The sequence below is a fragment of the Kribbella sp. CA-245084 genome, assembly GCF_050942355.1.
Classification (GTDB): Bacteria; Actinomycetota; Actinomycetes; order Propionibacteriales; family Kribbellaceae; genus Kribbella.
In genome coordinates, this window is record NZ_CP192053.1 from 7446236 (window position 1) to 7465931 (window position 19696).

Below are 19696 nucleotides of genomic sequence, written 5' to 3' on the forward strand. Positions count from 1 at the left end.
TGTAGGTGGTCAAGTGGAATACGGTGACTACATTGGCAACGTGACGCGGCTGGCCGTCGAGCTGGCCAACACCGGCACGCTCGATCAGGACGGTGAGCTGGTGGCCGCGTTCTTCGCCGAGCACGAGATCACGCCGCCCCCGGACGGCGACTTCGGCGACCTGCCCGAACTCGTGCGTACGGCGCTGTCGCAGTCGGTCGACGGCGCCGCGCCCGACGGCGTACATCGGCTGCTGCGCGAGTACCCGCCGGACATGCACCTGTCGGACCACGACGGTCTCGGGTGGCACGTCCACTTCAGCCGCAACGGGACGCCGGCCAAGCGTTGGGTCGGCCAACTGATCGCCGCCAAGCTCGCCCTGCTCGCGGCCGGGGATCCTTCGGTGACGCTCGGGCGGTGCGCCGCGGCGGGATGCGGCAACTACTACGTGGACCAGTCGCGGAACCGGACCCGCCGGTTCTGCTCCAACGCATGCGCGAGCCGTACGACGGTTGCGGCGTACCGGGCCCGTAAGAGTTCTTAGTCCTTCGGGCTCGGCTGCGGCTGCTCGTGACTCGACGCGATCAGGCTGCCGAGCAGTGCCAGCGATTCGACGTCGCGCGATCCCGGGACGGCGTGGGAGATGACGAGCGTCATGCTGTCGGTGCCGCCGATCGTCAGCTTGTCCGAACGGAGCTCCAGGTCGCCGACCTCCGGATGGGTCAGTTGACTCAGCCGGCTCTTGCGCGGGCGGACGTCGTGGCGCGCCCACAGTTGCCGGAAGCGTTCGCTGCGAACGGACAGATCGCCGACCAGTTCCTTCAGGCGCGGGTCGCCCACGTTCGGGCCGAGCTCCGTCCGGAGGATCGCGACGCCTTCCTCGGTCAGGTCGTCCCAGTCGCGGCGCAGCTCACGCTCGCGTGGATCGAGCAGTACTGCGGTGAGGAGGTTGACCCCGACCTTGTAGTTCGGGGAGAGCGCCGCGCAGAGCGGATTGACTGCCAGGCAGTCGGTGTACTTGTTCTGCACGTACGCCGGATTGTTGGGCAGCCCCTCGATCAGCTCCAGGATGCTCTCCGGGACCTTCTCGCCGGTCCGTCGTGGAGCCGGCCGCTCCTGGGCGAGCCCGCGCAGGTAGGCGGTTGCGTCGGCGTCCAACCGCAGTACTTCGGCGAGCGCTTCGAGAACCTGCACGGACGGGTTGCGGTCCCGGCCCTGCTCGAGGCGGAGGTAGTAGTCCGAGCTGATGCCGGCCAGCATCGCGACCTCCTCGCGGCGCAGCCCGGGCACGCGACGCAGGCCGATGCTCCGGATGCCGACGTCCTCCGGCTTGACCTGCTCGCGCCTGGCCCGGAGGTAGTCGCCCAGCGCGTTCGTACTCTCCATGACTCCCACGGTAGTCCGGACCCTGCCCAGGTGCCTGGGTCCTGTCACTCCCAGGAACAGCGGGGTACTCCCTGTTCTCGGTGCTCCCGGCAACAGTAGAAGCATGACGAACCCAACCATCACCCTCGCCGAGGACCTCACCATCACCCGGATGGGGTACGGCGCTATGCAGCTCGCGGGCCCCGGCGTCTTCGGCCCGCCGAAGGACCGCGACCAGGCCATCGCCGTACTGCGGGAAGCGGTCGACCTCGGCGTCACGCACATCGACACCAGCGACTTCTACGGCCCGGTCGTGGTGAACGAGCTCATCAAGGAGGCGCTCTCCCCGTACCCGGCCGACCTGCGCCTAGTGACGAAGGTCGGCGCGCGGCGCGGCGACGACGGCTCGTGGAACGTCACCCAGGATCCCGACGACCTGAAGGCGCAGGTCCACGAGAACCTCGAGCACCTGGGCCTCGACGTACTCGACGTGGTCAACCTGCGGACGCCCGCGCACGACGGCGGCAGCGACGAGTCGATCGCCGAGGCCTTCACGGCTCTCGCCGAACTCCAGCAGGAGGGCCTGATCAGGCACCTCGGCCTGAGCGGCGTCACGATCACCCAGATCCGCGAAGCCCAGGCGATCGCGCCGATCGTCACGGTCCAGAACCTCTACAACCTGGTCCGCCGCGACGACGACGCTGTGGTCGACTACACCGCCGACCACAACATCGCGTTCGCCTCATTCTTCCCCCTGGGCGGTTTCACCCCACTCCAGTCAGAAACGCTCGCCAAGGTGGCCGCCCGACTGAACGCCACCCCACAACAGGTCGCGCTCGCCTGGCTCCTGCAACGCTCGTCGACCAGCGTCGTCATCCCTGGTACGTCGTCCCTCGCCCACCTCCGCGAAAACATCGCGGCCCGCGACCTGATCCTCCCGCCCGACGCCGTCGCCGAACTCGACGCCATCGGCCAGGACTAGCTCAGCCGATCCCCGCGGTGGGCTGGTCGCCCGTCAGCCAGGTGGTGAGGAGGCGGGCGCCGGCGCCGGTGGCGCCGATGGAGTATTCGAAGCGGTCGGCCGGGGACTCGGCGATCGACGAGAGGTCGAGGTGCGCCCACGGGATGTCGCCGGCGAAGGCCTTGAGGAACAGGGCCGCCGTGATGGAGCCGGGGCCCTTCGAGCTGTTGACCGAGTCCGCGATCGGGGTCGCGATCAGGTCCTCGTACTCCGGCGGGAGCGGCATCCGCCAGACCTCCTCGCCGGAGATCCGGCCGGCGTCGGCGAGGTTGTCGGCCAGCGCGTCGTCGGTGGCGAACATCCCGCCGTACAGCATCGCGCCGAGCGACACCTTGATCGCGCCGGTGAGCGTGGCGACGTCGACCAGGACGTCCGGCTTCAGCTCCTTCACGGCGTACGCGAGACCGTCGGCCATCACCAGCCGGCCCTCGGCGTCGGTGTTCTTGACCTCGGTGGTCCGGCCGCCGTAGTGCCGGATCACGTCGTCCGGACGGTACGACGAACCGGACGGCATGTTCTCCGCGGAGCAGACGAGCCCCGTCACCCGAACGTTCGCGCCGAGTTCACGCAGCGCCGACATCGTCGCGATCACCGAACCGCCGCCGGTCATGTCGCGCTTCATCGACACCATGCCCTCGCGGGGCTTCAGCGACAGGCCGCCGGTGTCGTACGTGATCCCCTTGCCGACCAGCACGACGTACGGCGTCTTCTTGGTCGCGCCCGCCGGCACGTAGTCGAGCCGGATGAACCGCGGCGGCCGGGTGGAGCCCTGACCGACGGCGAGGATGCCGCCGAAACCTTCCTCGGCAAGCTGCTTCTCGTCCCAGACCGTCACCTCGAGACCGGTCGCGGCGGCCACCTCGGTCGCCCGCGCGGCCATCCAGGCCGGGTCCTTCTCGTTGGACGGCGTGATCGCGAGCTGCCGCGCGAGCCATCCGGTCCGGCCGACGACGACGCCGCGGTCGACGGCCGGCTGGCGCGCGTCCGCCGTACCGTCGGTCAGCGTGACCTTGCCGACCGCGGGCTTGCCCGGGTCGACCGTCTTGAGCGTGTACGAGAACGAGCCGAGGACCACGCCCTCGGCGAACGCCTGCAGTGCCGCGTCATCGATGCCCTCGGCAACAACCGTGGTGAGCTCGTCCTTGCCGCGACCGAACCGCGCGATCGCCGCACCGGCGTGTCGCAGGTCCTTCGGGCTACCGTCGCCGGCGCCGACCAGCACGATCTCGGCCACCTCACCGGCCAGCAGCGGGTACGCCGCGACCGCGCCGGCGGACGCACTGAAGCCGGTCTCCTGCTGCACTTCGAGCAACCGGTCGAGGTCGACGCCGAGTCGCTCGCCGGCCTCCTTCGCGGCGGCCGGCAGACCGGTCTCGTCGCCGACGACGATCACCCAGGTCGGGGAACCGTGCACCGGCAGACCGGGCTGCCAGGCGACGCCCGGAAGGCTGGGAAAGGGGGAGGACGAACTGCTGCTGCGGCGAGCCACTAGGAGGACCTCACTGAAGTTTGATCAAGACAGGGTGCAACCGTAACGACCCCGGCCGGTGCCGGAAAGAGCACCCACCGGGGTCGCAGGATTGTCGAAGGAGTGCGCCCATGGGCACCCCGGGGAGAACCTGGTCAGCCGACGACAGCCTTGAGCGCGTTCCCGAGCTCGGTCGCTTCGTCCGCGTTGAGCTCGACGACGAGCCGGCCGCCGCCCTCGAGCGGAACCCGCATCACGATCCCCCGGCCCTCCTTGGTGACCTCGAGCGGACCATCGCCCGTCCGCGGCTTCATCGCCGCCATGCGCGCACCCCTTCCCAGTGTCGGTGTTGAGCGACGACACCGCGCGGGGAACCGTCGCCGGCGCCGTTGCGGTGATGCGCCGTCGGCGCGTATCGCAGTGTGTATCAGACCCCATTATTCCCGATCCCAGGCCAGAGCCGTGCACCATACGGCAGACTCGAGTCTTGTGCACGCCCGTTCAGCCCTCTTCGACCTGTACGGCGACCACCTGCGCGCGCGTGGCGCGCGCGCCCCGGTCGCGGCCCTGGTCCAGCTGCTCGCGCCGCTCGGCGTCCATCCGCCGGCGGTGCGCACCGCCGTGTCGCGGATGGTCCGGCAGGGCTGGCTGGAGCCGGTCCGGATCGAAGGACAGCCCGGGTACGCGCTGACGTCCCGGGCGCGTCGCAGGCTCGACGACGCCGCCGCCCGGATCTACCGGACCGCCCCGGATGGCACGCCGGTGATCACCGGCTCCGAAGGCCCCGGCGACTGGGACCGGCAGTGGCATCTGGGCATCCTCCGCGAGGTCCCGAACGCCCGCCGCCGCGAGCAGCTGGCGAGCCAACTCGCCTTCCTGGGTTGGGCTCCGCTGTCCGACGGCGCCTGGGTCGGACTGCGCAACGACGCCGAGGTGGACCAGATTCTCGGCATGGAAGGGATCGCCGCGGACCGGTTCCGCGCGCCGGTCGACGACGGCGCCGTCGAGTTCGCCCGGCGGGTCTGGAGACTCGACGAGCTCGGCGCGTCGTACGACGCCTGGCTGATCGAGGCGAAGTCGCTGGTCGACGAGGCCGGCCAGGAGTCGGCCGACCGCAACGGGGACGAGCAGGCGTTCGCCGTACGGTCGGAGCTGGTGCATGAGTGGCGCAAGTTCCTGTTCCGGGACCCGGGGTTGCCGGACGAGCTGCTGCCCGACGACTGGGCCGGGACCCGGGCGGCCGAATTCTTCGATTTCCACGCCGAACGACTGGGCCCCGCGGCCGGGCGTTTCGTCGACAACTGCCTGACACTGCACTGAAATTCTCACCGACAGTCAAGGAGCTGACCACGATGAGTGACTCCGTTGTGTACGCCGTTTCCGACGGCGTGGCCACCATCACCCTGAACCGGCCGGACGCGATGAATTCGCTCGACACGCCGACGAAGGTCCTGCTCCGGGACACGATCCAGACCGCCGCCGAGGACCCCGCCGTACGCGTCGTCGTACTGACCGGGACCGGGCGGGCATTCTGCGTCGGGCAGGACCTGAAGGAGCACATCGGGCTGCTGCAGGCCAACGACCAGGCGGCGCTGTGGAGCACGGTGCCGGACCACTACGCGCCGATCGCGCTGGCCCTGGCCGAGATGCCGAAGCCGGTGGTTGCGGCGGTCAACGGTGTGGCGGCGGGCGCCGGCGCGTCGATGGCGTTCGCGTGCGACTTCCGCATCGTCGCCGACACGGCGGGGTTCAACCTTGCCTTCACCGGGATCGCCCTGTCCTGCGACACGGGCATCTCGTGGACGCTCCCCCGGCTCATCGGACGGGCGAAGGCGCTCGAGTTGCTCTACTTCCCGCGCACCATCCCCGCGGCCGAGTCCCTCGAACTCGGCCTGGCGACCTCGGTCGTGCCAGCCGCCGAACTGTCGTCGGCGGTCGCCGACCTGGCCGGCAAGCTCGCCAAGGGCCCGACCGTCGCATACGGCGCGGTACGCCAATCGGTCAACTACTCGGCGACGCACACGCTGGCCGAGTCGCTGGCGTTCGAGGCGGGTCAGATGCAGCTGACCGGCGGGACCGAGGACCACCACAACGCGGTCGCCTCCTTCGTCGCGAAAGAGAAGCCCACCTTCGCCGGCCGCTAACGACAGGAGGTAGTGCCCTCCACGGCGCTGCCGGCGCGTTCGCCACGCCTGGCAGGCCGCCCCGGCTAGGACTACCTCCTGTCGTTAGCGCACCCTCGCCTCTTGTAATCGTTTACGTAAGCGATTACAAACAGCCGTGTGAGGAAACTGCTGCTGCCTGCCCTGACCGCCGCCACGCTGGTCGGGAGCTTCGTCGTGCCCGGCTCGGCCGCCACGCCTACTGCCGCGCCTACTGGGCCTGCGGCCGCGCCGGGAGTCATCAAGTCCGCCGCCGTGCGGTCCGCCACGCTCGGCGAGGACATCAACTACAACGTCTACCTGCCCGCCGGGTACGACGGGTCCACGCGCCGGTACCCGGTCGTCTACCTGCTGCACGGACGCGGGGACTCGATGAGCGCCTGGACGCAGGTGAAGAGCCGGCTCGACGAGCTGATCGGCGACGGCGAGATCCCGCCCACGATCGCGATCATGCCCGACGCGCCGTGGAGCAGCCGCGCGAGCTGGTACGTCGACTCGGCGTACAAGGGCGCCGATCCGGGGCGGCCGGTGGAGACGGCGTTCTTCAGCGACCTTGTGCCGCAGATCGACTCGACGTACCGGACCATTGCCGACCGGAGCGGGCGGGCGATCGCCGGGTATTCGATGGGCGGCGCCGGCGCGCTGCGGTACTCGCTGGCGCATCCGGAGGTCTTCGGTGCGGCGATCGCGCTGAGCCCGGCGGTGTACTTCCCGCTGCCGCCGGCCGATTCGAGCACCCGCGATTTCGGTGCCTTCGGCAAGGGTAAGGATCCGTTCGTCGAGGCGACGTACCTGAAGCTGAACTGGCCGGCCGCGCTGAAGTCGTTCTCGGCCACCGGGCTGAAGTCGCACCTGTACATCGCGGTCGGCGACGACGAGTACAAGAACCCGAAGGCGATCGACGCCTCCCACGACCTCGACTTCGAGGCGCACATCGTGTTCAACCAGGCAACGCGGGTGCCGAACCTGACGTCGGAGTTCCGCGTCGTCAACGGCGGCCACGACTGGGACGTGTGGGGACCGACCTTCGCCGAGGGCGCGAAGTACATCTTCCGGTACATCGGCAAGCCGCCGGCCGTCCCGATGCAGGCCGCGATGACCGGTACGGCGGGCGACGACCGCGCCGGCGGGATCGCAACTGATGCCTCAGGCAACGTTTATCAGGCGGTCGCGGCGGCGGGCTCGCTCGACGGTCAGCCGTACGCGGGCGGGACGGATGTCGCGCTGATCAAGTACCGGGCGGACGGCTCGCGGGAGTGGACGCGGTCACTCGGGACGAGCGGGACTGAACGCGCGTACGGCGTTGCGGTGGATGCGGACGGGCGCGTTGTGGTGACCGGGTACACGAACGGCGATCTGGACGGCACGCACGCCGGAAACGCCACGGACGATGGGTTCGTGGCGCAGTACGACGCTGATGGGAACCGCCGCTGGTTGACGCAGTTCGGCGTACCGGGGGTGGCGGATCGCAGCTACTCGGTGACGGTGTCCGGGACCGATGTCTATGTCGGCGGCTACACGAAGGGCGCGTTGGACGGGGCGAACCAGGGCGACAAGGATGTGTTCGTCGCTCGTCTCGACAGCGACGGACGGCTGGTGTGGTTGCGGCAGACCGGAAGTGCAGGCGAGGACAAGGGGATGGCGGTCGCGGTCTCCGACGGCTCGGTGTACCTGGGCGGGATGATGTCCGGCGACGGTGGCGTTGACGGCCTCCTCGCCCGCTACTCGACTGACGGCACTCCGGTGTGGGTGAAGCAGCTCGGCACTCCCGCATCGGACGAGGTGTGGGCGCTCACCGCCGACCCTCACGGCGGCATCTACCTCGCCGGTTACACCGCGGGCGACTTCGCCGGAACCCTGAACGGCGACAAGGATTTCCTGATCGCCCGCGCCGATTCCGACGGCAACCTGACCTGGCGCGACCAGCTCGGCACGTCCACCAACGACAAGGCCGCCGCGGTGGCGGTCGACCCCGCCGGCAACCTGTACGTAGCAGGCTTCACCGACGGCTCGTTGGAGACACCGCTCGGCAAGTTCGACGGCGTGCTGACGAAGTACTCGCCTGACCACACACGCAGTTGGACCCGCCAGTTCGGTACTGCGGACGACGATGCGGCGGATGCCTTCGCCGAAGCGAATCTCTACCTCACTGTCACGCCGAAGGGCACGCAACTGAGTGGGCTGTCCGGAACGGATGTGTTCCGAACAGCCTTCACTCCCGATGGCACGAACACGCTGCCATAGAACGTTTGGTGGGCTCCCAGACCGCGTTCCGGCCGGGCGAGTCACGGCCGGACAACCACCTGACAGTCGGGGAGCCCGTTGAACACCTCATCACGTTCAGTGCCCGGTGCACAACTCGTTCAGCCGTTTGTGTTTGCGTTTCGGCAAAGAGCCTTTTGCAGATGCAGAAGGCAGCTGCACGTGCACGAGATTCAGCGGGCTATACAAGCTTTCAAGTGGTCGTTCACGATGCCTGTCGCCTGCATCAGCGCGTACGCCGTGGTCGGTCCGACGAAGACGAAACCGTTCTTCTTGAGGGCCTTCGACATGGCCACGGACTCGGGGGTCGTGGCCGGAACGTCGCCGAGCGTCCTGGGCGCCTTGTGCTTGGCCGGCTGGAACGACCAGAGCAGCTCGGTGAACTCGCCGTCGTCGAGCTCCAGCAGCGCGCGGGCGTTGTTGATCGTCGCGTTGATCTTCAGCCGGTTGCGGACGATGCCGGGATCGGCCATCAGCCGGTCGAAGTCGGTGTCGTCGAACTTCGCGATCGTCTCCGGGTCGAAGTGCGCGAACGCCGTACGGAAGTTCTCCCGTTTGCGGAGGATCGTGATCCACGACAGACCGGACTGGAACCCTTCGAGCGTCATCCGCTCGAACAGGGCGACATCGGTGCGGATCTCCTTGCCCCACTCGGTGTCGTGATAGTCGATGTACTCCGGTGCGGAGGTCGCCCATCCGCAGCGCGGCTGCCCGTCCGGGCCGACCACCGTCATGCCTGCACCTCTCGCACCAGTCGTCGCAACGAAACCCGCATCATCAGCTCGAACGCCGGGCGCGCGACGATCCACCCGAGCCGGCCGAGCGGCGGGTCGACGTCCTCTTCCCAGGTGAAGACGCTGCCGGTGGAGACGGGCGCGATCGTGAACGTGCCGGTGCCCCGGACGATCTTGCCGAGATGCTTCACCGTGCACTCGCGCGGCGGATCCCAGTGTGTGATGACCATGTCGTCAGTGAACCCGACGCCACCGACAGAAGTCCGCGCCGCGACCCCGCCGCCGACGCCGATCCCGTCGTTCTCAGTCCCCCAGACGCGGGTCAGCAGCATCCAGCGCGACTGACGGTCCCAGTCCATCACGACGTCCCAGGCGGCCTCCGGCGACAGCCGCAGTACGACGGACGCCTCCGCGTGACAACTCCCCGTCCCGTCCATCAGCTGGGCCGCTGATAAGCGCCTTCCCCTTCTTGATCCGCCGGCGGCCAGAACCGCCACCCCTCCCCCTCACCCTGCTGCCCATTGCCCTGCTCCGGGTCGGACTGCTGCTGCGGCGGGGGCGCCTGCGTCCAGTGCGTGGCCGGAGCGGACTGCTCAGCCGGGGGCTGCTGGACGTCGGCCGCCTGCTGCTCCGGAAGCTGCGGCTCGGGCGCCTGGGTCCAGTGCAGCGTGGGAGCGGGCTGCTCGGCTGCGGCTAGCTGTGTGTCAGCTGACTGCTGGCTGGACGCTTGAGGCGGCTGCTGTGCTGACTGCTGCGCACTGGCCGACGGAGCCTGCTCCTGCGGCGACTGCTGCGCGGCATCCCGCGGGGGCTGCGGTGACGGCTGGCTGGACGCCTGCGGCGGCTGCTCATCTTGCGGCTGCTGCTGTGCGGGTGCTGAGTGGGGTGTTGCGGGAGTGCGGCGGGGAGTGACCGGCTGGGACTGCGCCTCTAGTACGGCACGAGCCTCAGCTTGGAGCCGTTCGTACTCGTCGGCGGCTGCTGCCTGCCTCGTCCGCGGGAGCTCAGAAGTCTCAGGCTCGTCATCGTCGGCAGCCTCGGCAGCTGCCCCAGACTCAGCCTTGGGCTCAGCAGCCGGCGGTGTCGGCTCGGCAGGGGCCACCGGTACGGCGACCTGTGGGACCTCCGCAGTGGAGTCCGCAGGCTTGTCGTCCGCGGACTTGCTCACGGGGAAGTCACCGCCGACAAGGATCGGCTGATGCGGCCCGGTGTCCTCGAAGTCCGACGCGTCGTACGGCGACTTCGACGAGAAGCCCGCCCCGTCCGGCGTGTCCACGATCGGCGCGACCGCCCGCTCCAGGTCCGCGATCCGCCGGTCCCGCTCAGCGACCTCTTTCGCGACCCGTTCGAGGAGCGTGTCGACCTCGTCCATCCGGTAGCCGCGCACCCCGACCGCGAACCGCGCCGACTCGATATCGGTCGACGTGAGCACCTGCCGTGCGGGCACGGTCATGTCGGGCCGGTCGTCGTACGCCGTGCTCATGGCACCCCAACGACCCGAGGCCACTACCGCGACAGCCCCGATCAACACCACGACGATCAGCCCGAAGAACCACATCACGGGTCCGATCGTGCCATGCCGGACGAGTCAACCGAACCATCACCCGGGATTCAGCTCCCGTCGGACCCCAGCCGGCGCGCCTTCTCGGACGAGCTCTCGACGTCCCGGGCAGCGACGTCGGCGGCTTCCTCGGCCGCGGCGTCGGCCAGCTCCCCCGCCTTCATGATGTAGCTGATCGCCTCGTCGACGTCGTCGGTGACCACGAACATGTCCAGATCGGCGGCCGAGATCTTCCCGTCCTCGAGCATCGTGTTTCGCAGCCAGTCGACCAGCCCGCCCCAGTACGCCGTACCGAACAGCACGACCGGGAACGACGTGACCTTCCGCGTCTGCGCCAGCGTGAGCGCCTCGAACAGCTCGTCCAGCGTGCCGAACCCGCCCGGCATCACGACGAACCCCTGGGCGTACTTCACGAACATGGTCTTGCGGGTGAAGAAGTACCGGAAGTTCATCCCGATATCGACCCACTCGTTCAGCCCGTTCTCGAAGGGCAGCTCGATGCCGAGCCCGACCGACACGCCGCCCGCCTCGGACGCGCCCTTGTTCGCGGCCTCCATCACACCCGGTCCGCCGCCGGTGATGACGGCGTACCCCGCGGCGACCAGCTTCCGCCCGGTCTCCTCGGCAGCGGCGTACATCGGGTCGTCGGGCTTGGTCCGCGCCGAGCCGAACACGCTGATCGCGGCGCCGAGCTCGGCCAGCATGCCGAATCCCTCGATGAACTCCGACTGGATCCGCAGCACTCGCCACGGGTCGGTGTGCACCCAGTCCGACGGTCCGCGGCTGTCCAGCAGCCGCTGCTCGGAGGTGGAGTGCTGCACCTGCTTGCGCCGCATCACGATCGGCCCGCGCTGCTGCTGGCCGACGGGACGGTCGGGGTGGATCGATGGTTCTGACATACGTCCAGATTATGGCCTGACCGGTAACGCGGGCGGCTCAGGCGCGGCCCGTCAACCAACTCCTCAACCGCTGTTCACACAGCTCGATCTCGGCCTCGGGCACGAATTCGTCCTGCTTGTGCGCGTACAGCGGGTCACCGGGACCGTAGTTCACCGCCGGTACGCCGAGCAGCGTGAACCGCGCCACGTCCGTCCACCCGAACTTGGGCTGCGGCTCTCCCCCGACGACCTGCAGGAACGCCGCCGCGGCCGGCCGCTCGAGCCCCGGCAGCCCGCCCGGAGCCGAGTCCGTCACCACGACGTCGTACCCCTCGAACACCTCGCGCAGGTGCGCCTCGGCCTCCGCCTCCGACCGGCTGGGCGCGAAGCGGTAGTTGATCGTCACCGTGCACAGATCCGGTACGACGTTCCCCGCGACGCCGCCCGTGATCGCGACCGCGTTCAGCCCCTCGCGGTACTCGAGCCCGTCGATCGGCACCCGCCGCGGAACGTACGCCGCCAGCCGCGCGAGCACCTCGCCCGCGGCGTGGATCGCGTTCGACCCCATCCACGACCGGGCCGAGTGCGCACGCTCACCGCGGGTGGTGACCTCGATCCGCATCGTGCCCTGGCAGCCGGCCTCGACGACGGCGTTCGACGGCTCCATCACCACCGCGAACACGCCCTCGAGCAACTCGGGGTTGGAGCGGGTCAGCTTGAAGAGACCGTTGCGCTCGGCCTCGATCTCCTCGCAGTCGTAGAAGACGTAGGTGACGTCCCGGTTCGGCTCGTCCAGGCCCGCCGCGAGCCGGAGCGCGACCGCGACGCCGCCCTTCATGTCGCAGGCGCCGAGGCCGTGGATCAGGCCGTCGGCGCGGCGCGCCGGGAGGTTGTCGTTGAGCGGGACGGTGTCGAGATGACCGGCGATCACGACCCGCTCGGCGCGCCCGAGATCGGTCCGCGCGACCACGGTGTTGCCGTGCCGGAACACCTTCAAGTGTGGGAACGCCGACAGCGCCTTCTCGACCTTGTCCGCGAGCTTCTCCTCGGTCCCGCTGACCGACGAGATGTTCACCAGCGCCTCGGTCAGGTCTGGACCGGATGTGGTCAGGTCGAGCATCAGGCGTCCTTTGCCGGTGGTAGGAACACGCAGAATTCGTTGCCCTCGGGGTCGGCGCAGACGTGCCAGCCGATCTCGTCGTCCTTGGGCCGCAGCAGTGTCGCACCCGCGTCGAGCACCGGCTGCAGCGCGGGCGCGGTGACATCCCAGTGCACCCGGTTCTTGACCGTCTTGGGCTCGGGCACCGGGACGAACACCCAGTACCGGAAGGGCAGGCCGGGCACGTTCTCGAGCCAGAAGTACGGCGTACCGGGCCGGCTCATGAAGTCGCCGCCGACCACACCCGCCCACCAGCGAGCCTGCTTCTCCGGCTCGGCCGAGTCGACGATCAACTCCATCAGCCGGTACGACGGAACCGTGTCGCGCACGAATCCGCAGAACTCCCCGCCCTCGGGATCCGTCATCACGGTCCACTGCTGGTCCTCGGAAGCCGGGATCAGAACCTTTGCGCCCTCACGCTCGAGGTCCTCGATCGCACCGGTGATGAGGTCGAGGTGGACCCGGTTCTTGACCGTCTTCGTCTCCGGGACCTTGCACATCCAGATCGTCTTCTCCGGGGTGTCACCGACGAGCACGTTCGGATTGTCGGCCGGCGCGGTCAGGCCGATGATCCGGCCCCAGAACGCGACCATCTCACTCGGCGACGAGACGTCGACACACAAGTCTTTGAAACGCGCGATGGACATGACCGACAGGCTATCCGGCGTGCCGTTTGCGGTAGTGACGGTTCACCCGCTCCCGGTTACCGCACGACGCCGAACACCACGTCTGCCGCGGATCGTCCTGCAGGAAGTACTTCACACACCGAGCAGCCGGGCAGGCTCTTAGGCGCCCCCGATCCGGCCCGATCAGAAACTCGATCGTCGAGCGACCGACGGCGGCGATGAGGTCTGTCTGGCCCGCCCACCGCAGTACCGGAGCGTCATCGGCCGGCCACTCGAGCTCCCTCGCCCCCAAGCGCTCGGCCGCGCGGTTCACCGCCCGCACCGCCACGTCCGCATCTATCAGCCGGTCCGCATCCGCCTTGCTCGGCGCACCTGGCGCCACCGCCCGCGCGAACAGTGCGCGCACCGCCCGCCGAATCTCCACCAACCCCCGCCACAGCTCCTCGTCCATGCCGGCGCCCCGGCTTTCGTCCGCGGCTCCCAGGACCTGCGCTATTTCGTCCTGGTGATCGTCCAGCCAGGCGGCCGTCTGCGCGGGGGTAGCGAGCAGATCCGCGACGCCGCCGTGGCCGTCGTGCTTGATGGTCGCGGCGAGGGCGAGGGCCAGCGTGCTCATCCGCCGATCCTAATGGGATATTCCGTTGCTGCCATGTGAATACTTCGCCTAGGGTCTCGAAGCGTGACCGACCTCCGCACCCGGCTGCGCGCCGTACCGACGCTGACCGGCACCCCACCCGCCTGGGATCCCGCGCTTGCTCCCGAGACGCCGCATCCGCTGTTCGTCGACTGGCTGCTGAGCGCGATCGACGAGCAGGTGCCCGAGCCGTGCGCGATGACCCTGTCCACGGTCCGCGCCGACGGCCGGCCGAACGGGCGGGTCCTGATCCTCAAGAACGTGACCGAAGACGGCTGGCAGTTCGCGTCGACGTCGACCAGCCGCAAGGGCGACGAGCTCGCTACCTCGCCGTACGCCGCTCTCACGTTCTACTGGATCCCACTGGGACGGCAGGTCCGCGTGCTCGGGACAGTCGAGGTCGCTTCGGCAGAGGATTCGGCGCGGGACTTCCTGCTGCGGCCCGAGGCGGCTCGCGCGGAGGCACTGGTCGCGCGGCAGAGCGCCGTACTCGCGGATCCTTCGGACATCGACGTAGCGGTGAAGGAGCAGGCGGAGCGGATCGCTGCGGAGCCTGGGCTGGTCGCGCCGAACTGGACGCTGTACACAGTGCGCGCGGAAGAGGTCGAGTTCTGGCAGGCCGATCGGGATCGCCGGCACACGCGGCTGCGCTACCGGCTGGAAGACCAATGGACAAAGGAGCTGTTGTGGCCCTGAACGAGGTACATGCTGCCGCCGACGCACTGCTCGCGCTGGTCGCCGACCTGGACGACGCGGCCGCTCGCGGAGATTCGGCCCTGCCCGGTTGGTCCCGCGGCCATGTCATCACGCACATCGCGAACTTCTCCGAGGCGATGACCCGTCAGGTCGACGGTGCGCTGGATGGTCGCCTGATCGAGATGTACGACGGTGGCCGCCCCGCCCGCGACGCCGCCATCGAAACCGGCGCCGACCGCTCCGCCGCCGACCTCCACACCCACCTCACCCAGGCCGTCACCACCCTGCTCGCCTCCTGGGACAAGGTCAGCCCCACCGACTGGCCCCTCCCCATCCTCCACCGCAACAGCAACCTCTCCGCCGGCCTCCAAGCCACCTGGCGAGAACTAACCATCCACACCACAGACCTCAACCTGGGCATCACCCCCGCAAGCTGGTCCCCGTCGTTCTGCCTACACCTCTTGGAGTTCCTCCGCCCCCGCACCCCCGACGGCACCCACCTCATCCTCCAAGCCGAAGACATCACCTGGGACAACGGCACCGGCGAGGACGTGGTCGTCGCCGGCGCCCTGACCGACCTAACCGCCTGGTACACCGGTCGCCCAACCCCCGGCGCAATCACCGGCGAGAAACCGCCACTCCTTCCGTGGCCCTAGAACGGGCGGACCCGCAACACTCACCAACCCGGGCCACCACGCCCTCAAGCCGCACAGCTGAGCGTGCAGCCCTGCCCGGTGCCCTAGTTGCTGAGTGGCGGGGGCCCACAGGTGTGCAACTGTTCGACGATGGACATCTCCGCGGTGGACGGGTCCGACGAGCTTGCCCGCGTCACCGAGAAGCTCATCGAGCAGCTACCGGCTTGGTTCGGCATCCCCGAGGCCAACGCGGAGTACGTGAACGCGGCTCGCGAGCTCCCCGGCCTGCTGGCCCGTACCGACGGCGAGCCGGCCGGCGTACTGCTCTATCGGCAGCATTTCCCGCAGGCCGCCGAGATCCACCTGATGGCGGTCGCGCCGAACTGGCACCGGCAGGGCATCGGCGCAGCGCTGGTTCGGCGGTTGGTATCAGACCTGCACGGCGGCGGCTGCCAACTGCTGCAAGTGAAGACCCTCGGCCCGTCTCGGCCGAACGCCGGCTACGGGGCCACCAGGGCGTTCTACCGAGCGATGGGCTTCCTGCCACTCGAGGAACTGATGGACCTGTGGGATGACAACCCCTGCCTGCTCATGGTCATGCCCCTACGTCCTTCGGGTCTCCGGAAAGATGTCGTCGGTGGGTGACGACTTCTTTCCGGAAAGCGGAGTCAGCTGACCGTGAAGTCGTCTACCTGGATCCACGTGTCCAGGTTGGGAGCGTTGAAGCCGGCGTAGACGGTGACTTCGTGGGTGTTGGCCGGGACCTTGACCGTGACCTCGTGGTGGACATAGCTAGTGCCGGCGCCGAACGTCGTACTCGCGAGGTCCGTCGTACCGGCGCGGACGCCGAAGCGCCCTTGGTCTGCTGGAAGGTTGGCGGAGGCGTTGATCCACGAGCCAAAGGTGTACGTCGCCCCCGGCGTGACCGGGACCGTCTGATATAGGTCGCTGAAACCCGTGCAGGTACAGCGAATCCAGCCATTGTTGGCACCCGAATGCGCGAAGCCCAGGCCGCGGTCGACGCCGTTAGCCGCAGCGCCCTCGAAGAGCCAAGCAGGCTTCCCGCCGCCGGTACCCTCGAACCCACCATCCGCCAACTGCGACACGTACCGCACCGCGAGCTCGGACACCGTCGTATAGGACCGCGTCCCACCAGGCAACCCGATCACCCGCACCCCGTCGGTCTCCTGCACGGGGAACGTGATCGTGTACGTCGCGTTCGCCCCGGCCGACGCATCACCCGGGTACGCCGGCGACACCGTCTGCGACCCGACCTCAACCCATGCGCCGTCCTGCTTGACCTGCACCCGCGGCCGCCCGGTGAAGTACCCGCCGTCCGCCGACACCGCGCCCGACGTGAACTCGACGTTGTTGACCTTGTGCCGCGCCGGCCACTCATACCCCCACCACGACGCACCCTTCACCTCGTCGTCGAAGTCCGACTCGCTGCCCGTCTTCGCCCCGTCGTTCATCAGCGCGAGACTGCCGGAGTTCGTCGACTTCGAGATCGCGACCGCACCCGCCGCAGGCGCCGCGAGGTTGTCGGGACCCGGCAGGTTCGTGGCCGGTGCGTTGGTCGACGGTGTGATGACCAGCTTGCGCAGGTTGAAGTTGTAGACCGACGTACCGATCCCACCGCCGCCGCACGGGCAGACGTTCGCCTGGATATACATCGTGTTGCCGTCCGGCTGCACGAACTTCGACGGGATCGTCACGCCGTACCCGCCGTACTTCGACGTCGACCACGGGTACCCACCGAAGTCCTTGCTCATGAAGTGCTTCCACGGCCCCCACGGAGTCGGCGACTCGTAGAACTCGAAGGTGTACTCCGTCCACGAGGTGTACACGTACCGCTTCTGCTTCGCGAGGTATGTGACACCGCCCTGGCTGATCACGCTGAGGTTGGACGCATTCGTCCCGTACGTCTGCGCGTACAACCGCCGCGTATCGGTCAGCGCCGGCTTGCGATCGGCGATCTTCGACGACCACCCGACGCCGGTGTAGAACTTCCATGCGCCCCGGTCCTGCACCTTGTTCTTGGGGACCCGCGCCAAGAACACACTCTGCGGATCAGCAACCGTGTCGTCGAACGAGTCCCGCCAGTTCCCGTCCAGCCCGTACGCGTACACGTACCCATCCGGTGCCAACGCACCGCCCTTGCCGAAGTCCGCGAACCAGATCGTCGTGAAGACATGTTCCGAGAACATCGGCTTGGTCTTGTCCCAGGTCCACGTCTTCCCGTGATCCGTCGACTTCAGGATCGTCGCAGCCGGTACGTCGTTGAAGTCCAGCGCGAGATCCTGCACTGCCAGGTACAACGTGTCCCCGACGCACACCATCCCGGTCGGCTTCCGGTTGTACCCGGCGCCGCTCCAGACCGACCCGACCTGGTCGCCCTTGGAGATCGTTGCCCCAGACAAGTTCCCCGGTACGCCGTTGATCTCGCTGACCGCGATATCGGCGAAGTCCCCGTCGGTACTGAAACCTTTGCCGTCACCGTTGGCGGCGTACAACTTGTCGTTGCCCGCCCAGCAGGACGGCCACAGGTCGCCGTCGCTGTTGCTCGGCATGCCCTTCGACTCCACCTGCGCGGTGCCGACCGGGCCGCCCGAGCCACCCGGACCGCCCGAGCCCGCCGTACCATACGGTTTGGTATGGCCCTCGGAGATCGCCGTACCATACGGTTTGGTATGGCCGGTCGGGTCGGTGAACTGCGCGGACTGGGCGGACTGGCCGGACTGGCTGGACTGAGCCGACTGGCTGGACTGGGTGAGGAGGGCCGCCGTTCCGAAGACCAGCGGCAGGACAGCAAGCAGTGCCCCACGTTTCATAGCTGTTCCTTCACTTGAGGCCGGTCGTCTTCATCGCGTCGACCAGGCGGCGCTGGCCCGCGACGAACACCACGACCGTGGGAATGGCCGCGATCACGGCGGCCGCGAGAATGAGGTTCCAGGCCGAGGCGTACTGCCCCTGCATGCCGGAGACGCCGAGCTGGATGACGCGTAGATCCGGGTTCCGGGTGATGGTGAGCGGCCAGAGAAACGCGTTCCAGTTGGCCAGGAAGAACAGCACCGAGAGTGATGCGAGCACCGGCCGGCTGAGCGGCAGGATGACGCTCCAGTACCGCCGCCAGTAGCCGCAGCCGTCGAGGTCGGCCGCTTCCTCGAGCTCACGCGGGATGTTCAGGTAGTACTGCCGGAGCAGGAAGATGCCAAACGCGTGGAAGATGCTCGGCACGATCAACCCGGCGTAGCTGTCCAGCAGACCTAGTTGCTTTGCCACTAGAAACAGTGGAACTAGTATCACCGGCAGCGACACGAGCAGCGTCGACATGATCCCGGAGAAGATGATCCCGCGCCCGGGAAACCGCAGCCGGGCCAGCGCGTACGCCGCCATGCTGTGGAAGAACAGTGCGATCACGGTGACCGTCACCGACACGATCGCGGAGTTCAGCATGAACCGCGGCATCGGGATCTTCAGCAGCACGTACTGCAGGTTGTCCAACGTCCACGTCGACGGCCAGCCGAAGTTGAACACGTCCTCGGCCGGCTTCAACGCACTGATCAGGATCCAGACCAGCGGCGCGACCGCGATGATCGCGAGCACATGAGCCAGGATCGGAAAGAACCTAATCCTCATCGAAGCGACCTCCTCGGGTGACGCCGAACATCAGTCCGGTACAGATGACGAGAATCGCCACGACGACCGTGGTCAGCGCGGCGGCGTACCCCATGTTGTTGAACGTGAACGCCTGCTCGTAGATGTAGAGCACGACCGTGCTGGTCGCGCGGGCAGGACCGCCCTTGGTGAGCACGAAGACCAGGTCGAACGCCTGCAGACCGGTGACAGCGCCGATCGTCGAGTTGACCACGACGAAGAAGCTGGTCGGCCGGAGCAGCGGCCAGATCACGTACCGGAATCGTTGCCAGGAGCCCGCACCGTCGATCTGTGCGGCGTCCTCGAGCTCCTTCGGCACGTCCTTCAGGCCGGCCAGGAAGACCAGCATCTGGTATCCCATCAGGAACCAGACGCTGATCACCACATAGGTGCCTAGCGCAAGGGACGGCGTACCGAGGAACGACACGTCGCCGAGGCCGAACGGTGCCAGGATCTTGGAGAGCGCCCCGCGCTTGTCGACCAGCAGGAACTGCCAGATCAGACCGACCACGACCAGGCTGACGACGTTCGGCAGGAAGAAGGCCGAGCGGACCCAGCCGATGCCCTTGAAGTGGTTGCGGACCAGCATCGCCAGCGCGAAGCTCACCACGAACGCGATCGGTACGAACGTAACCACATAGATCGCGGTGACCTTCAGCGAGGCCCAGAGTTGATCGTCCCCCGCCATCAGCTTGTAGTTGGCCAGGCCAACGTACTGATAGTTGCCGAAGCCATCGACCTTGAAGAACGCGACGCCGAAGGCCAGCACCATCGGGATCGCGACGAAGATCAGCAGACCGATGGTGTCCGGCGCGAGGAAGGCGTACGCCGCCAACGCCTCGCGCCGTTTCCGCGTCAT

At 68.1% G+C, this 19696-nt stretch carries 21 protein-coding genes; 8 read left to right on the forward strand and 13 right to left on the reverse strand.

The window, feature by feature from the left end:
* The first annotated feature begins 13 nt into the window (after positions 1-13).
* Positions 14-523, forward strand: a complete 510-nt coding sequence (locus ACQPYH_RS35325) for a CGNR zinc finger domain-containing protein (protein ID WP_432880479.1) — start codon at positions 14-16, stop codon at positions 521-523.
* On the opposite strand, the gene ACQPYH_RS35330 is transcribed toward ACQPYH_RS35325, so the two are convergent.
* Entirely contained in the window at positions 520-1365 is an 846-nt protein-coding gene (locus tag ACQPYH_RS35330; RefSeq protein ID WP_432880481.1) for a helix-turn-helix transcriptional regulator, read from the reverse strand. The genes ACQPYH_RS35325 and ACQPYH_RS35330 overlap by 4 nt on opposite strands.
* A 103-nt stretch (positions 1366-1468) precedes the next feature.
* On the opposite strand from ACQPYH_RS35330, the gene ACQPYH_RS35335 reads away from it, so the two are divergent.
* Entirely contained in the window at positions 1469-2326 is an 858-nt protein-coding gene (locus tag ACQPYH_RS35335) for an oxidoreductase (RefSeq protein WP_432880484.1), read from the forward strand.
* A 1-nt stretch (position 2327) separates the two neighbouring features.
* Here the strand turns inward: ACQPYH_RS35335 and ACQPYH_RS35340 are convergent, their stop codons facing one another.
* The gene (locus tag ACQPYH_RS35340) at positions 2328-3854 is read right to left on the reverse strand and encodes a leucyl aminopeptidase family protein (RefSeq protein WP_432880487.1); all 1527 of its coding nucleotides are present in this window, start codon (positions 3852-3854) and stop codon (positions 2328-2330) included.
* Between the two features lie 134 nt (positions 3855-3988).
* Positions 3989-4156, reverse strand: a complete 168-nt coding sequence (locus ACQPYH_RS35345; RefSeq protein ID WP_012923066.1) for a DUF3117 domain-containing protein — start codon at positions 4154-4156, stop codon at positions 3989-3991.
* A gap of 166 nt (positions 4157-4322) precedes the next feature.
* Here ACQPYH_RS35345 and ACQPYH_RS35350 point away from each other — a divergent pair, with 166 nt between their 5' ends.
* The 3 genes from ACQPYH_RS35350 to ACQPYH_RS35360 all read left to right on the forward strand — a co-directional run bounded on the left by ACQPYH_RS35350 (position 4323) and on the right by ACQPYH_RS35360 (position 8239).
* Complete coding sequence (locus tag ACQPYH_RS35350; RefSeq protein ID WP_432880491.1) at positions 4323-5153, forward strand: PaaX family transcriptional regulator; 831 nt, start codon at positions 4323-4325, stop codon at positions 5151-5153.
* Between the two features lie 32 nt (positions 5154-5185).
* Complete coding sequence (locus tag ACQPYH_RS35355) at positions 5186-5977, forward strand: enoyl-CoA hydratase/isomerase family protein (protein WP_432880493.1); 792 nt, start codon at positions 5186-5188, stop codon at positions 5975-5977.
* Positions 5978-6115: 138 nt separating this feature from the next.
* Positions 6116-8239, forward strand: a complete 2124-nt coding sequence (locus ACQPYH_RS35360; RefSeq protein WP_432880495.1) for an alpha/beta hydrolase-fold protein — start codon at positions 6116-6118, stop codon at positions 8237-8239.
* Between the two features lie 191 nt (positions 8240-8430).
* Here ACQPYH_RS35360 and ACQPYH_RS35365 read toward each other — a convergent pair whose 3' ends face one another.
* The 7 genes from ACQPYH_RS35365 to ACQPYH_RS35395 are packed head-to-tail and all read right to left on the reverse strand — an operon-like array spanning position 8431 to position 13831.
* Entirely contained in the window at positions 8431-8991 is a 561-nt protein-coding gene (locus tag ACQPYH_RS35365; RefSeq protein WP_432880497.1) for a DNA-3-methyladenine glycosylase I, read from the reverse strand.
* Complete coding sequence (locus ACQPYH_RS35370) at positions 8988-9428, reverse strand: SRPBCC family protein (RefSeq protein WP_432880499.1); 441 nt, start codon at positions 9426-9428, stop codon at positions 8988-8990. Before ACQPYH_RS35370 ends, ACQPYH_RS35365 begins: the two co-directional genes overlap by 4 nt.
* A complete protein-coding gene (locus tag ACQPYH_RS35375; RefSeq protein WP_432894561.1) occupies positions 9428-10549 on the reverse strand; it encodes a DivIVA domain-containing protein in 1122 nt (373 codons plus the stop codon). The genes ACQPYH_RS35370 and ACQPYH_RS35375 overlap by 1 nt, the downstream gene beginning before the upstream one ends.
* A gap of 53 nt (positions 10550-10602) precedes the next feature.
* A complete protein-coding gene (locus ACQPYH_RS35380) occupies positions 10603-11451 on the reverse strand; it encodes a TIGR00730 family Rossman fold protein (RefSeq protein WP_432880501.1) in 849 nt (282 codons plus the stop codon).
* A 37-nt stretch (positions 11452-11488) separates the two neighbouring features.
* Positions 11489-12550: a succinyl-diaminopimelate desuccinylase gene (gene dapE, locus ACQPYH_RS35385; protein WP_432880504.1), complete on the reverse strand. Its 1062-nt coding sequence runs from the start codon at positions 12548-12550 to the stop codon at positions 11489-11491.
* On the reverse strand, positions 12550-13236 hold the full coding sequence (locus ACQPYH_RS35390) for a VOC family protein (RefSeq protein ID WP_432880506.1): 687 nt from the start codon (positions 13234-13236) through the stop codon (positions 12550-12552). The genes dapE and ACQPYH_RS35390 overlap by 1 nt, the downstream gene beginning before the upstream one ends.
* A gap of 10 nt (positions 13237-13246) precedes the next feature.
* Positions 13247-13831, reverse strand: coding sequence for a CGNR zinc finger domain-containing protein (locus ACQPYH_RS35395; RefSeq protein WP_432880508.1), 585 nt, complete (start codon positions 13829-13831; stop codon positions 13247-13249).
* Positions 13832-13894: 63 nt separating this feature from the next.
* On the opposite strand from ACQPYH_RS35395, the gene ACQPYH_RS35400 reads away from it, so the two are divergent.
* The 3 genes from ACQPYH_RS35400 (at position 13895) to ACQPYH_RS35410 (ending at position 15825) form a co-directional block, all read left to right on the forward strand.
* Positions 13895-14545, forward strand: coding sequence for a pyridoxine/pyridoxamine 5'-phosphate oxidase (locus tag ACQPYH_RS35400; protein ID WP_432880511.1), 651 nt, complete (start codon positions 13895-13897; stop codon positions 14543-14545).
* On the forward strand, positions 14536-15201 hold the full coding sequence (locus ACQPYH_RS35405) for a maleylpyruvate isomerase family mycothiol-dependent enzyme (RefSeq protein ID WP_432880513.1): 666 nt from the start codon (positions 14536-14538) through the stop codon (positions 15199-15201). Before ACQPYH_RS35400 ends, ACQPYH_RS35405 begins: the two co-directional genes overlap by 10 nt.
* Before the next feature lie 129 nt (positions 15202-15330).
* On the forward strand, positions 15331-15825 hold the full coding sequence (locus tag ACQPYH_RS35410) for a GNAT family N-acetyltransferase (protein ID WP_432880515.1): 495 nt from the start codon (positions 15331-15333) through the stop codon (positions 15823-15825).
* A gap of 23 nt (positions 15826-15848) precedes the next feature.
* Here the strand turns inward: ACQPYH_RS35410 and ACQPYH_RS35415 are convergent, their stop codons facing one another.
* The 3 genes from ACQPYH_RS35415 to ACQPYH_RS35425 are packed head-to-tail and all read right to left on the reverse strand — an operon-like array spanning position 15849 to position 19696.
* Positions 15849-18011: a DUF4185 domain-containing protein gene (locus ACQPYH_RS35415; RefSeq protein ID WP_432880518.1), complete on the reverse strand. Its 2163-nt coding sequence runs from the start codon at positions 18009-18011 to the stop codon at positions 15849-15851.
* 10 nt (positions 18012-18021) lie between these two features.
* Positions 18022-18819: a carbohydrate ABC transporter permease gene (locus ACQPYH_RS35420; protein ID WP_432880520.1), complete on the reverse strand. Its 798-nt coding sequence runs from the start codon at positions 18817-18819 to the stop codon at positions 18022-18024.
* Complete coding sequence (locus ACQPYH_RS35425; protein ID WP_363863217.1) at positions 18809-19696, reverse strand: carbohydrate ABC transporter permease; 888 nt, start codon at positions 19694-19696, stop codon at positions 18809-18811. The genes ACQPYH_RS35420 and ACQPYH_RS35425 overlap by 11 nt, the downstream gene beginning before the upstream one ends.

Coding starts and splice junctions, on each gene's coding strand:
- dapE (WP_432880504.1), bottom strand. CDS start 12,550: ATGCTCGACCTGACCACATCCGGTCCAGACCTGACCGAGGCGCTGGTG.
- ACQPYH_RS35390 (WP_432880506.1), bottom strand. CDS start 13,236: ATGTCCATCGCGCGTTTCAAAGACTTGTGTGTCGACGTCTCGTCGCCG.
- ACQPYH_RS35335 (WP_432880484.1), top strand. CDS start 1,469: ATGACGAACCCAACCATCACCCTCGCCGAGGACCTCACCATCACCCGG.
- ACQPYH_RS35380 (WP_432880501.1), bottom strand. CDS start 11,451: ATGTCAGAACCATCGATCCACCCCGACCGTCCCGTCGGCCAGCAGCAG.
- ACQPYH_RS35365 (WP_432880497.1), bottom strand. CDS start 8,991: ATGACGGTGGTCGGCCCGGACGGGCAGCCGCGCTGCGGATGGGCGACC.
- ACQPYH_RS35410 (WP_432880515.1), top strand. CDS start 15,331: ATGGACATCTCCGCGGTGGACGGGTCCGACGAGCTTGCCCGCGTCACC.
- ACQPYH_RS35415 (WP_432880518.1), bottom strand. CDS start 18,011: ATGAAACGTGGGGCACTGCTTGCTGTCCTGCCGCTGGTCTTCGGAACG.
- ACQPYH_RS35330 (WP_432880481.1), bottom strand. CDS start 1,365: ATGGAGAGTACGAACGCGCTGGGCGACTACCTCCGGGCCAGGCGCGAG.
- ACQPYH_RS35345 (WP_012923066.1), bottom strand. CDS start 4,156: ATGGCGGCGATGAAGCCGCGGACGGGCGATGGTCCGCTCGAGGTCACC.
- ACQPYH_RS35355 (WP_432880493.1), top strand. CDS start 5,186: ATGAGTGACTCCGTTGTGTACGCCGTTTCCGACGGCGTGGCCACCATC.
- ACQPYH_RS35370 (WP_432880499.1), bottom strand. CDS start 9,428: ATGGACGGGACGGGGAGTTGTCACGCGGAGGCGTCCGTCGTACTGCGG.
- ACQPYH_RS35375 (WP_432894561.1), bottom strand. CDS start 10,549: ATGTGGTTCTTCGGGCTGATCGTCGTGGTGTTGATCGGGGCTGTCGCG.
- ACQPYH_RS35395 (WP_432880508.1), bottom strand. CDS start 13,831: ATGAGCACGCTGGCCCTCGCCCTCGCCGCGACCATCAAGCACGACGGC.
- ACQPYH_RS35420 (WP_432880520.1), bottom strand. CDS start 18,819: ATGAGGATTAGGTTCTTTCCGATCCTGGCTCATGTGCTCGCGATCATC.
- ACQPYH_RS35425 (WP_363863217.1), bottom strand. CDS start 19,696: ATGACGCGGAAACGGCGCGAGGCGTTGGCGGCGTACGCCTTCCTCGCG.